This window comes from Helicobacter brantae, from assembly GCF_003364205.1.
GTDB classification, from domain to species: domain Bacteria; phylum Campylobacterota; class Campylobacteria; order Campylobacterales; family Helicobacteraceae; genus Helicobacter_G; species Helicobacter_G brantae.
Genome location: NZ_NXLV01000003.1, coordinates 30,268 through 43,244, shown reverse-complemented (window position 1 = coordinate 43,244; position 12,977 = coordinate 30,268). Strand labels below are relative to the sequence as shown.

13 protein-coding genes are annotated in these 12,977 nt (G+C 38.0%); 7 read left to right on the top strand and 6 right to left on the bottom strand.

Annotation, left to right across the window (positions count from 1 at the left end; genetic code table 11):
- Window positions 1–42 precede the first annotated feature (42 nt).
- The 3 genes from CQA58_RS02415 (at window position 43) to CQA58_RS02405 (ending at window position 3,067) form a co-directional block, all read left to right on the top strand.
- Complete coding sequence (locus CQA58_RS02415) at window positions 43–1,398, top strand: uracil-xanthine permease family protein (RefSeq protein WP_115569132.1); 1,356 nt, start codon at window positions 43–45, stop codon at window positions 1,396–1,398.
- Window positions 1,399–1,548: 150 nt separating this feature from the next.
- Entirely contained in the window at window positions 1,549–2,619 is a 1,071-nt protein-coding gene (locus CQA58_RS02410) for a hypothetical protein (protein WP_147288594.1), read from the top strand.
- Window positions 2,609–3,067 carry a hypothetical protein gene (locus CQA58_RS02405; protein ID WP_115569130.1) on the top strand — a complete coding sequence of 153 codons (459 nt, stop codon included), beginning with the start codon at window positions 2,609–2,611 and terminating at the stop codon, window positions 3,065–3,067. Before CQA58_RS02410 ends, CQA58_RS02405 begins: the two co-directional genes overlap by 11 nt.
- 59 nt (window positions 3,068–3,126) lie before the next feature.
- Here the strand turns inward: CQA58_RS02405 and CQA58_RS02400 are convergent, their stop codons facing one another.
- The 3 genes from CQA58_RS02400 to CQA58_RS02390 are packed head-to-tail and all read right to left on the bottom strand — an operon-like array spanning window position 3,127 to window position 6,488.
- Window positions 3,127–3,996, bottom strand: a complete 870-nt coding sequence (locus CQA58_RS02400) for an alpha-2,3-sialyltransferase (RefSeq protein ID WP_115569129.1) — start codon at window positions 3,994–3,996, stop codon at window positions 3,127–3,129.
- A 3-nt stretch (window positions 3,997–3,999) separates the two neighbouring features.
- A complete protein-coding gene (locus CQA58_RS02395) occupies window positions 4,000–5,046 on the bottom strand; it encodes an ankyrin repeat domain-containing protein (protein WP_115569128.1) in 1,047 nt (348 codons plus the stop codon).
- Between the two features lie 17 nt (window positions 5,047–5,063).
- A complete protein-coding gene (locus CQA58_RS02390; RefSeq protein WP_115569127.1) occupies window positions 5,064–6,488 on the bottom strand; it encodes an alanine/glycine:cation symporter family protein in 1,425 nt (474 codons plus the stop codon).
- A 112-nt stretch (window positions 6,489–6,600) separates the two neighbouring features.
- On the opposite strand from CQA58_RS02390, the gene CQA58_RS02385 reads away from it, so the two are divergent.
- From CQA58_RS02385 to CQA58_RS02375, 3 genes are read left to right on the top strand one after another with little or no spacing between them, the layout of a single operon-like run.
- Window positions 6,601–7,641, top strand: coding sequence for an N-acetylneuraminate synthase family protein (locus CQA58_RS02385; RefSeq protein WP_115569126.1), 1,041 nt, complete (start codon window positions 6,601–6,603; stop codon window positions 7,639–7,641).
- On the top strand, window positions 7,638–8,771 hold the full coding sequence (neuC, locus tag CQA58_RS02380; RefSeq protein ID WP_115569125.1) for a UDP-N-acetylglucosamine 2-epimerase: 1,134 nt from the start codon (window positions 7,638–7,640) through the stop codon (window positions 8,769–8,771). Before CQA58_RS02385 ends, neuC begins: the two co-directional genes overlap by 4 nt.
- Complete coding sequence (locus CQA58_RS02375; protein WP_115569124.1) at window positions 8,768–9,418, top strand: acylneuraminate cytidylyltransferase family protein; 651 nt, start codon at window positions 8,768–8,770, stop codon at window positions 9,416–9,418. The genes neuC and CQA58_RS02375 overlap by 4 nt, the downstream gene beginning before the upstream one ends.
- Before the next feature lie 97 nt (window positions 9,419–9,515).
- On the opposite strand, the gene CQA58_RS02370 is transcribed toward CQA58_RS02375, so the two are convergent.
- The gene (locus tag CQA58_RS02370; protein ID WP_115569123.1) at window positions 9,516–10,394 is read right to left on the bottom strand and encodes an alpha-2,3-sialyltransferase; all 879 of its coding nucleotides are present in this window, start codon (window positions 10,392–10,394) and stop codon (window positions 9,516–9,518) included.
- Window positions 10,395–10,489: 95 nt separating this feature from the next.
- On the opposite strand from CQA58_RS02370, the gene CQA58_RS02365 reads away from it, so the two are divergent.
- A complete protein-coding gene (locus CQA58_RS02365) occupies window positions 10,490–11,038 on the top strand; it encodes a gamma carbonic anhydrase family protein (RefSeq protein ID WP_115569122.1) in 549 nt (182 codons plus the stop codon).
- 72 nt (window positions 11,039–11,110) lie between these two features.
- On the opposite strand, the gene CQA58_RS02360 is transcribed toward CQA58_RS02365, so the two are convergent.
- Window positions 11,111–11,419, bottom strand: a complete 309-nt coding sequence (locus CQA58_RS02360; protein WP_170126725.1) for a hypothetical protein — start codon at window positions 11,417–11,419, stop codon at window positions 11,111–11,113.
- A 175-nt stretch (window positions 11,420–11,594) separates the two neighbouring features.
- Window positions 11,595–12,782: an ATP-binding protein gene (locus CQA58_RS02355; RefSeq protein WP_115569120.1), complete on the bottom strand. Its 1,188-nt coding sequence runs from the start codon at window positions 12,780–12,782 to the stop codon at window positions 11,595–11,597.
- Window positions 12,783–12,977 lie beyond the last annotated feature (195 nt).

Here is a 12,977-nt window from a genome sequence, read left to right as displayed (position 1 = left end):
CAAACTATAATACCCTTTTACATTTCCACACAAAGGCACTCTATGAATCCAAACACCCAAGATCTCATCTATGGGCTTGAAGACAAGCCTCCATTCCTCAAAGCCCTATTTTCTGCCCTCGTGCATCTTATGGCAATGTTTGTGGCTGTGATTACCCCTGCACTCATCATCTGCAAACAGCTAGGAGTAAGTGAGCTTGATACAAGCCGTATCATCTCAATGTCGCTTTTTGCCTCAGGGGTGGCTTCCCTGCTTCAAATCCGACGCTTTGGACCTGTGGGTTCAGGGCTTCTCTCAATTCAAGGCACAAGCTTCAACTTCGTTTCTCCTCTGATTTTGGGGGGATTGAGTTTGAAGAGTGGAGGGGCAAGTGATACCCAAATGCTAGGGGCAATCTTTGGCACGCTAATGCTCTGCTCTCTTACAGAAATGCTGATTTCTCAATTCTTGCCTTTTATCAAACGCATCATCTCGCCTTTGGTGTCAGGAATTGTAGTGCTAATCATCGGATTGAGCCTCATCAATGTGGGATTAGTCAATGCAGGAGGGGGTTTCTCTGCCAAAGCCAATGGCACTTTTGGCTCGTTTGAAAACCTCTTTTTGGCTTGTAGTGTAGTAACTCTCATCATCATCTTCAACCTCTTCAAAAACGCCTATCTCAAAATCTCCTCACTCTTTATCGCAATGGTATGTGGGGTGCTTTTGGCGTTTTGCTTTGAGGGGTTTAGCTTCTCACTCAACCCCTCTCTTCCCTCAATCATCTTGCCCCAACCTCTTTACTTTGGGCTAGGGCTTGATGTCAATCTGATTTTGCCTCTTATCTTGGTGTATGCTGTTACCTCACTTGAAACCATAGGAGATATTACAGCCACTTGTGAGGTGTCAGGACAAGAAGTCAAGGGAGAGAAGTATTTTTCAAGGCTTAGAGGTGGGGTTTTGGCAAATGGGCTAAACTCTTGCCTTTCAGCCTTTTTCAACACCTTTCCCAACTCTTGTTTTGGGCAAAACAACGGCGTTATCGCCCTCACAGGCGTGGCAAGTCGCTATGTGGGCTATTATGTGGCGATTCTTTTGATGATTTTGGGGATTTTCCCCCTTGTTGCCAATCTCACGCTTCAAATCCCTGAGCCGATTTTGGGAGGGGCAACCCTTGTAATGTTTGGCACAATCGCTGCCACAGGAGTAAGAATCATCGCCAAAGATTCTCTCTCACGACGCTCAATCCTCATCATTGCTATCTCTCTTGGCATAGGACTAGGCATAAGCAATAATCAAGATATATTGCAATTCCTCCCAAATTTCCTCAAAACCCTGCTTTCTTCAGGAATTGCTGCTGGGGGAATCTGTGCAATTGTCCTCAACCTCATCTTGCCTGAAGATAAGGCTAAGGGAGAGTGATTCTCCCTTATGGTTTAATTCCCTCCAAAAATACCATTTGTTAAAAAGTAAAAAATATAATTCCCTCTCATTTTTTGATTTTTGCTTTAAGATGCCTAGTTTTGGGGATTTCCCCTATTTTTCCTAATCTAGCCAAAAAAGGAGAAGCTAGTGTTTGAATATTGCTTTTCACAGAAAAAGACATCTACTTTTCAATGTCTATTGGTGTTTTTTGCCATTGTTTTTCTTACTTTGCTGTTTGTGGTGTTAATGCTCAATGCAAATCTTTCTCACATCAGCAAAACTCTTATGCTCTTTGGAGCTTTGGGGATAAGTTTCTTTGGAGTTTTCTATTTTTTAAACATTTATCCCCCACTCTCTCATTTTTGTGCCTTTTTAGTCAATCTTGTATTTGCAATTACATTGCTTTGGATTAGACAAACTTATGATTCTACCTCTAGTCTTGCTTTGTTTTTGTATGCCATTGCGTATTGCTCCTTGTTACTAACGCTTTGTTTGGGGGGAGGAGTGCTGATTTTTCAAAGCCTTGTATTTTTCTATATTGCCCTCATTTATGCACTCTTTAATTTTTCTATTGCCTTCTTAGGGTTTCTTATTGTGTTTGTTTTGGGTTTTTATTTTGCACTCAAAAGTCAAGGACAATGGATAAAAATTCTCAATTTTTTCAATCTACTTGCTTTCCTTACACTCATTTTCTTTTTCAAACAAATCTCTTGGATTGTTCTTTTGTGGATTGTCATCTCTGCTATTCTCCTCTCACACAAAATCCCTTCTCTCTCCTCAAATACCATAGACAAGCTGGTGCTTATCTCCTTAATGCTCTTAATCCTCTTTTTTGAAAAATCAGATATTTTAATCTCTAGCATATTAGAAGAGAATTGGATATGGGTTTTTGCACTCATTAGCCTTGCTTTACTGCTTTGGCTTGAGGAGATGCAGTTTGTCGCTGTTTTTATCTTATTGCTCATAAGCGGATTGCTGATTGAACCCATCCTTATCCGACAAGAAGAGGCGTATTTTTACTATTGGCTACTCTTTTTTATGGTTTGGATTGAGTTTATTGTGAGGTGGCTTGTTTTGGGATTTTTTGTCCTGTGCTGTTTTGTATTACTTCAATATTTTGGGATTGAGGAGGAATATTCTAGGCTTGGACTATTTTTGACACTCTCTTGTGTTGCATTCTTTACCACCACTATTGTAAGGAGCAAAAATGCAATCTAAAACCCTTTGGCTATCATTTATTGGTGTTTTGCTTGTCTGTATTTTGGGAGCTTGTTTTGTGGTTGCATTCCTCCCTCGTCTCTTTGGTGTAGCCTATATTCTCAAAGTTGAAACTCCTCAAACTCTAAAGACGCCATTTGGAGGATATATTTTGTTTACACCAAGTCTCAATGGCACACAAACCGATGTCAATGCTCTACCTTGTCAAGAGTTTTTTGCTCAACTCGTCGGAGATGAGGGAGGGCATATTTTGAGTGGAGATTTTTCTTGCACTCCTCCTAGCAGTTCCTACATCAAAGGAGTAAAGACTCCCTATGGAATCTCTTTCAAAATCAAAGATACCTATCTACCTTATCCAAAAATCCAAGAAGTCAGAAAGTCTCAAAAACTTATGGCAAAGGTATGGATTTATGAGGGTGTGGGGAGCGTAGAGGAGATTATTTTCTGAAAAACAATCCCCCTGCCCTCTTGATAGCTCTGATGATTTGAATAATATCAGTGAGAATTTTAAGAAAAAAGTTCTCTTTTGTAATCCCACACTCTAGCAAGAAATCCTTGATTTTTGCTTTCAATGGGGGGGGGGGTAGGAGTGGGTTTTTCTTCTTTTTGGGGCAAGGGCACAAAATCACAAATATAATCTTTGGGTTTGGCAAGAAGCTCAAAATCTGTGCCTTGAATGGGTGCAAGAGGGACAATCTCACTCATTGTGCTTTGAGGGGCAAGAGAGTAGAGCTTGATATCTTGCAAACTCAAAGCAAGTTTGAGGGCTTCTATATCGACATTTTTTTCATGCACCTCATCTCTAAAATCCTCTTGAGTAAAAGTTGGCATTTTTTCTGCCAAATTGCTTTTCCCTCCCATATCAAAAGCATAGCTCAATCCCCCTGCCTCATAAAAATCAATCCCTGTAAGATAGATTTCTTTGTATCCTTGAGCTAATGCGACAATAAGCATAATGATCCCTGCTGTAAAGCGTTTTTCATAATAGAGGGCATAGAATTTATGCAACGCATTAAACTCACTCATTTGCTCTAAGAATGGATAAGTATTTTTTACACTTGGGAAGTCATATCTTAACTCTTGCTCCAAATTCTTTGGCTTTCCATTGCTCCACTGCCTATCCCAAAGCCCCATTGTGATATTGCAATACACATCTTCTACTTCATACTCTCCTCTCTCTTTAAGATGATGAAGTGTGAAAAACTGCTCTTTGAGAACAAAAGGGTTGAAAAATACACCTTTGATTTTTTTGCCTAAGAAATATTGAGGCTCAAAATAAAACTGATTACACCTAAAAACATCAAAGTCTTTTGGAAGTCGTGAGTAGTCGATTTGAGCTAGTGAAGGACCATTGCCTGCGATAATGATAGGTTTCATTACTTAAGATCTTAAAGCACCGTGCTTTTCTAGTATTTTTGAGATTGCATTATAATGCAAAATGTCTGCAATGTCTAAGGCTGTTTTATTATCCTTATTTTTCAAATTTGGATTTGCTCCAGATTGAAGTAGAAAATTTACCATACCCATATCTCCTCTATTGACAGCGTACATAAGTGCAGTTCTTCCAAGACTATCTTGATGATTTAAATCCGCACCAGCTTTTTTCAACATTCTCAATACTTGGCTATCATTTTTATCTACAGCAATAAGCAATGGTGTTTGCTGATATCTATTTTCACATTCAAGATTTGCACCAGAAGCCACAAGTATTTTTATTGCTGGAATATTATGAACACTAGCAGCATATATCAGTGCAGTTTTTTGATTTAAATCCTTGGCATTAATATCAATACCTGATTGAATAAGCTTTTTAAAAACATCTTCTTCCTCTGAATTTATTACAAAAAGAATGAGAGCATTTTCTCCATCTCTATTTTTAACATTTAGTAAAGCCTTATGCTCAATTAAAAGTTTTAGCTTTTGCAAACTGTCTTTTGGTGCATGTTTGGCAAGAGAAAGCAATGCTGTTTGATTATTATTGCTCTCCATATTTACATCAGCTCCATGTGCAAGAAGTTTTTGAAATATGTCTACATTAGCTCTTTGAGCAGCAAGCATCAATGGTGATGTCCCATTGTTGTCTTGCAAATCAATTTCAGCATGATATTTAATCAATAAATCAACCAATTCTTTATTATTTTTCTCAATAGCGAACATAAGAGGAGTTTTTCCAGAAATATTTTGCAAATTTGGGTTTGCTGAATTTTCTAGAAGCAACTTAACTATAGCAATATTCTGATTATTTACTGCATACATCAATGCTGTGAAACCAAACATATCTTGGTAATCAACATCAGCACCTCTTTTTACTATCTCTGCAACCCTTTTTTGCTCTTTTTGTTTTACAGACTGAATCAATTCTTTCTCTGCTGTTCCATGCAAATAAATTAAAACCAACACAATACAAAATAGAGCTTTTTTAATCATAATTTATCCTTCCTAAATTAATACTTCCCATCTTCCCAGCATTCAGTATTTTTAATGCCAAGTTTTTTGGGATCAAAGACAGGGTTTTTGCCCTCTTTTCGCTGAGAGATATAATCTTTGAGTGTGATTACCACAATGCGAGAGAGGAAAAGAATCGCGATGATATTGAGTGTCGTCATAATCGCCATTGCAAAGTCTGCAAGCTCCCACGCCAAATCAAGATTCATTTGAGAACCGATAAACACCATTGCCACAGCACAAATATTGAAAACTAGCATTACAATTTTAGAGTTTGTAAGATATTTGATATTTGCGTGAGCATAGTAGTAGTTTCCGATAAGTGAAGTGAGGGCAAAGCACACAACAGCAATGCTTACAAAATGCATTCCCAATGACCCAAAATACTCATTCATCGCCATTTGCACCAAAGGTAAAGCCTTAGCCTTTACTTCAGGATTTGCATAAGCCTGTGAGAAAAGCACCAAAAACGCTGTGCTGGTACAAATCATCACTCCAATCAATACACTAATTGCTTGAACCAATCCTTGTTTGACTGGGTGAGTGGTATGAGCTGAAGCTGCGACATTTGGGGCTGAACCCATACCTGCTTCAGTAGCAAAAAGTCCTCGCTTGATCCCAATAATCACTGCACTTCCCATAAAACTTCCAAAAATAGCTTTAAAATCAAAGGCATTAGTAAAAATATCTTGCAAAACTGCAGGGAGTGAAGAGAGATTCATCAAGGTTACTAAAAGTGCCAAAGCAATATAAAATAACGCCATTACAGGGACGACATAGGAGTTGATTTTTCCGATGATATTGCCTTTGCCAAAGAACAAAACTGCTGAAATCCCTGCTGAAATTAGCCCAATGATTATCGTCCAATCGCTTTTCTCAAACTCGGCAGGATTGGGATAATACACTGCAAATGATGAAGTCATCGTATAAGATTGCAATCCATTAAATCCAAAAGCATAAGCAAAAATCAAAGTTACAGCAAACACAGAGCCTAAAAATGGTTGATTGAGAGCTTTCTTGATATAGTAAGCAGGACCCCCTTTGAATCCATCTCCATCGTGGCTTTTATAAATCTGAGCCAAAGTGCTTTCAGCAAACGCACTCGCTCCTCCAAAGAATGCCATAATCCACATCCAAAACACAGCACCTGAGCCACCTATCGCCACAGCAGTGGCAATCCCTGCAATATTTCCAATCCCCACACGCGAAGCCACAGAGATTGTCAAAGCTTGAAAAGAGCTGAGTGCATCGTTTTTGCCATCAGGTTTTTCAGTAATAACTCTAAAGCCCTCTTTGAGCATACTTATTTGAACAAACTTAAGTTTGAAACTATAAAACACACTTGCTAAGATGAGCAATCCCACCAAATAGTAGGTATAGGTAAAACCATTGATCTCGCCCAAAATACCGACAATTGTTTCCATAGAAACCTCCTTTTTAAGTAAGCCCTAGGGCATTTTTTGCTCTTTCATTATATACAAAAAGATAATCTGTTACAATTAAACTCAAAAATTCTTGAAAATTAAGGTTGTTTTAATGTCAAATTTCATTGAGATTGAGGGCAGAAGAATTGGGAGTGATTATGAGCCTTTAGTGATTGCTGAGCTTGGGATCAACCACAATGGCTCTTTGAGTGTCGCTAAAGAAATGGTAGATAGTGCTAAAAGGGCAGGGGTAGAAGTGCTTAAGCACCAAACCCACATCATCGAAGATGAGATGAGCTCATTAGCCAAAAAAGTTATTCCTGGCAATAGTGATAAAAGCATTTATGAGATTATGCAAAGTTGTGCTTTGAGTGAAGAAGAAGAATTTGAGCTTAAAGAGTATGTAGAGAAGGCAGGAATGATATTTCTCTCCACACCTTTTTCTAGGGCAGGGGCAGATAGACTAGAGAGAATGGGAGTGAGTGCGTATAAAATCGGATCAGGAGAGATGAATAACTATCCACTTCTCAAACATATCGCTAGTTTTGGTAAGCCTATGATTGTCTCTACTGGAATGAATGATTTAGAGAGTGTGAAAAAAGCCACAGACATTTTACAAAGCTTCAAAGTCCCCTTTGCCTTGCTTCATACTACCAATCTCTACCCCACACCCCCTCATTTAGTGAGGCTTGGAGCAATGCAAGAGATGATGAGGGCTTATCCTCATATCCCTATTGGACTAAGCGATCACACGCTCAACAACAATGCGTGTAAATCTGCTATTGCTCTAGGGGCGAGTATTGTCGAGCGACATTTTAGCGATCATAAAGATAGAATTGGCCCTGATATTATCTGCTCTATGGATGAGGAAGAAACAAGAGATTTAATCCTCTCAGCCAAAGAAATTTTCTCAATGCGTGGGGGAGAGAAAAAAGCTACGGCTGAAGAGCAAGTAACTATCGACTTTGCATTCTCTACTTGTGTGAGTATCGCTCCTATCAAAAAGGGTGAGATTTTTAGCAAAGAAAACCTATGGGTGAAACGCCCTGCACTTGGAGAAATCAAAGCTGAATTTTATGAGGAGATTTTGGGCAAGAGAGCAAAATGTGATATAGAGAGCGACACTCATCTCTCTTGGGAGATGATAGAGTGAAAAAGATTGTATTTTTGAGTGGGACAAGGGCAGATTGGGGGAAGATCAAAGCCCTAGTGCAAGAAGTAAAAGAGAGCAAAAGCTTTGAGTATAAAATCTTTGTGTGTGGAATGCACCTCTTAGAGCTGTATGGAAAAACTTTTATTGAGATTTTCAAAGATGGATTTGATGAGGTGTTTTTGGCAAAAGCCCACAAATACCAAGAAAGAATGGATTTAGCCCTCTCTGATAGTATCAAACAATTCTCAAACTTCATCAAAGAGTATAAGCCTGATTTGATTGTCATTCACGGCGATAGACTAGAGGCACTTGCAGGGGCGATTGTGGGGGCGTTTAATAATATTTTAGTCGCTCACATTGAGGGAGGAGAGGTGAGTGGGACGATTGATGAATCTATTCGCCACTCTATCTCCAAACTTGCTCATTTGCACTTTGTATCAAATGAAGAAGCCAAAAGACGACTAATCCAGCTAGGAGAGAAGCAAGAAGATATTTTTGTCATCGGCTCTCCTGATATTGACTTAATGCTTGGCTCTTCTCTGCCTACTCTTGAGGCTGTGGAAAAACACTACTATCAAATACAACCCTTTAAGGGAGAGTATGCAATCTTTCTCTATCACCCTGTAACTACAGAAGAAGAGAGCTTGGAGAGGAATATCACTCAGAGTATTGGGGCATTAGAGAAATGTGGGGAAAACTTTATCGTGATTTATCCCAACAATGACTTAGGCTCAAAGACAATCCTCAAAGCCTATAAAAGACTAGAGAAAAACCCTCATTTTGCACTCTTTAAATCCCTCAAATTTGAAGCATTTTTGACATTGCTCAAAAATGCAAAATTCATCATTGGCAATAGTTCAGCAGGGATTAGAGAAGCCCCAATCTATGGAATCCCTTGCATTAATCTAGGCTCAAGACAAGAGGGGAGATACAAAGAGGGAGAGGGGATTTTGAGTGTGAAAGAGAGTAGAAAAGAGATTTTAGAGGCCATTAGAAAGGTTCAAACGCTCAAACTCACCCCAAGACTAGAGTTTGGCAAGGGAAAGAGTGCCAAAGAGTTTATCGCCTTGCTTGAGAGCAAAGAGATTTGGGATAAAAAGCTTCAAAAGAAGTTTGTGGATATGCTATGAGAGTGCTAGGGCTTATCCCTGCTAGAAGTGGAAGCAAGGGAGTGAAGGATAAAAATATCAAAGAGTTTAGAGGCAAGCCCCTACTAGCTTATAGTATTGAGAGTGCATTAAAAAGTGGAGTGTGTGATGAAGTCTTTGTCTGCACTGATAGTGAGAAATACGCCTGTATTGCAAGAGAGTTTGGGGCAAGTGTGCCGTTTTTGAGGAGTGAGGAGAGTGCAAGAGATGAGAGCAAAAGCATTGAGTGTGTGATTGAGAGCTTAGAGAGATACAAAGAGAGGGGAGAAGAGTTTGATGTGGTGATTTTACTTCAGCCCACCTCTCCTCTAAGAAATGAAGTGCATATCAAAGAGGCTTATGAGAAATTTGTGAGATTTGGGTGTGAGGATTTGGCAAGTGTGTGTGAGAGTGTAGAAAACCCTCTATTTATGCGAAGAATTGTAGAGGATAGACTTCAAAACCTCTTGCCACTTTCAAGCTCTGTGCGTCGCCAAGACTTGCAAAAATGCTATGTGCTTAATGGTGCGATTTATATCAATCTAGCCTCAAGACTCACCCCTCAAACGAGTTTCAATGACAATCCCCTCCCTTATGTGATGAGTAGAGAAGTGGGTTTGGATATTGATGAGGAGGGGGATTTTGAGTGAATTGTGAGAAAAAGGGGTTAGAAAGATTCTTTTTTCTAATAAAATCCCAAAGTTTTCTAGTGGGGTTAGGGAATGGATTTTCCCTCCACCTTTTTGCTTATCTATTCTTCAATATATAAACAACAGCCTTGCAAAGTTGTATCAAATCCATTACAGCCTTGACATAGATATTTTTCCCATTGATTCCATTGTCTTTTAGTTTTTGTTTGAATGGAGAACAAGACAATAATGGAGGTTTTATCCAATCACAAATATACCCTTGTGGCTTGTTTTCAACTTTAAAAGGCTCAGGATTTTGGATAGGAGCAAGAGGGAGAATCTCACTTAATGCACTATTGGGAGTGATTGCATGGAGTTTGATATCAGGGAGAGAGAGGGCAAGTTGGATAAATGCTACATCTAGGTTTTGAGTATGGACTTTGTCTTGAAAAGCAGAATCTCTAAAAGCAGGGATTCTTGTAGCTATATTGCTTTTAGGATTGATTTTGAAAGCATAATCAATACCCCCCCCCCCATAGAAGTCAATTCCTGTAAGATAGATTTCTTTGTATCCTTGAGCAATAGCTGTGTAGAGCATTACAATCCCTGCTGTTGGCCATTGATGAAAAAAGAAGCGATGAAATTTATCCAATTCATTAAAAAGGGGAAGCTTTTTCAAAAAATCATAAGTGCTTTTCACACTTGGAAAAATGTTTTCCACTTTATTGCCCTCAATCACCAATTCACTATCATCACTTCTTGAACAATACACATCTTCTACTTCATATTCTCTCCTCTCTTTGAGATGATGAAGTGTGAAAATTTGCTCTGGCAATACACTAGGATTAAAAAATGCCCCCTTAATCTTCTTTCCTAGAAAATATTTGTCTTCAAAGTAGAATTGATTGCACCTAAAAACATCAAAATCTTTTGGGAGGCGTGAGTAGTCAATTTGAGCAAGTGAGGGACCATTACCTGCGATAACTATGGGTTTCATTCTTTTCCTTTTTGTTTTTTGGTAATTTTACTGATTTTAAGAAGAGTTATTGAATTTTGTTAGAATCTTTTTTAAAATACAAAAAAGGATTCCCTATGCGACCCCTAATCATTCCCTTCAAAGACAAAACTCCAAATATCCACAAACAAGCCTTTATCTTCCCTCAAACCTCAATTATCGGTGATGTGAGGATAGAGAAAGAGTGCAGTGTTTGGTTTGGAAGTGTGATTAGGGGTGATGTCAATGCTATTTTTATCGATGAGGGGAGCAATATCCAAGAGCTTACAAATATTCACGTGGATTACCCAAATGAGGGGAAAGGAGAGGTGAGGATAGGAAAATTTGTAACCATTGGACATCGCTGTATTATCCACGCTTGTGAGATTGGCGATAGGGTGCTAGTGGGAATGGGAAGTATCATTATGGATAGAGCAGTGATAGGAAGTGAGAGCATTATAGGGGCAAACTCCCTCATCACCAAAGGCAAAACCTTCCCTCCACGCTCTTTGATAATGGGAAATCCTGCCAAGCTCATACGAGAGCTAAGTGAGGAAGAAATAGCCTTTATCACAACTTCAGCCAATCACTATATCAGCCTAGCTAGAGAATATGAATCTAGCATTCCCTCACTTCACTTGCCCTAATTTCTAAATCTTTAAATATCAAAAATGATATAATCTCCTTTGCATTCGGAGGGCGAAACGAGTCACCCAACTCTACCTTTTGTATCTAATCTCAATATCCTTGTAAATTTTCATTATCTCGTTATTGATACTTACAATCAAATCATCTAAAAATGTTAAGATTTTTTCAGGAGCGATTCCAATTTTTGTCTTTCTACAAATATCTTTTTTGGGGTAGGTGGTTGTTATTCGAGGATAAATTTTTCCATTGACCTCTCTTATCTTGTGGAGATTTTCCCAATGAAATGCACGATTGCGAATAATCCTTATAAGGCTTAAAACGATAATATTTTTATCCAAATTAGAAAAAAATATTTTCTTCTTATCTTTAATATAATTCAAATTGCTCAAATGATATTTTTTAAAGACTCAAGACAAGTTAAAAACTCCTAATAAAGTTTTTAACTTGTCTTGAGTCTAAAACAATTTCTACTGACCCTCTAAGTGGAGCGATTACGCTTAACTTTGGGTGAAGATTCTAATCTCTCCCCCTATCTAAAATTTCTTTAAAAAAAAATCAATACAAAAACCCAAACAACCACAAAGGGATATTTCTCTCTTGGTTTGTTACACCCTGATCACTTACGATGAAAGAGTGAGGCAAGTCTTTGATTTGAGAGAAATCCTTGCTCTTGCCTCCAATCTCAAAGATATATTTCTCTTCAACGATAAAATCTCCTTTGTGATGAGCTTGAAGCTTGTATTGGGGAGTGAGCTGATTGACAAAAAACGTCTCTCTCACATTGCCAATTTTTGGATTTTTGTATATATGCATTAAATTGGTGTTGTTCATATAGATTTTTGCAGGTTTTGCCATTTTGGCTAAACCGTTGCACTGCATATCCACAGAGCGAATAAGTTTGGCATCATTAAGATAGCTCAAATAATCATAAAGTTTCACTCGACTAATCTCTGCTAGAGTTGAGATTTTGGTGTAATTGACTTCAAATGGCTCACTTTCACAAATCACTTCTAAGAGCTTTTTAAGCTTGTAAGTATAGCGTTGCTCAATGAGATTGAGGCTAGTGAGATCAATGTCAATGCTTAGATTGATCGTATTAAGTAGGCTTTCAAAATAAGTGTCTTTTTTGCAAAAATAAAAGGGATAATACCCAAAGCGTAAATAATTCTCAAAATCCTTAGATTTGACATTTAATTCTTTTACTATCTCTTGATGATGCTCTAAAATCTCTTGAAGAGAAAATACTTCAAAATGTCTCTTAGAAGAAAGCTCCAAAAACTCTCTCAAACTCAACCCCTCTAGCTCATAGATACTTACTCTTCTTGAGAGATCGCTTTTGGCATTGAGAATACTCATCGCACAAGAGCCTGTAAAAAGCACTTTGAGATCACTCAAATCATAAATCATTTTGAGATGAGAGGCAAAATCATTGTATTTATGCACCTCATCAAGAAGAAGATATTCTCCCCCTCTCTCTGCAAATTCAAAGGCAAATTCACTTAGATTCATTGAACTTAAGAAAGGATAATCCAAGCTCAAATATAGACATTGTTTTCCTATTTTTTTCAATTCCAAAAGGCGTTGAAAAAGCATCGTGGTTTTTCCCACACCTCTTGCTCCAATGATTCCCACAAGCTTTTCTTCAAAGTTGATTTTCTTAAACAAATAGCGTTGATAATCTGCCTTGAAAGTTTTCAGAAATCGCTCTTGATATTTTTCAATCATTTCTCTAAGATTTGTCATCACTTTTCCTAGCGTAAATGTTTATAGTCATTTACAATTATAGCTTTTTTAAGTGTAAATGTTCATAACCATTTACACTTAATCCTAGATTGCCATATCTTTGCTTCACATTCTTCTAGGAATTCTATTTATTTGATGGGAATTTTTAATGATATGTTTATTGTTATCTTTTTAAAAACTATGAAATATAAATCT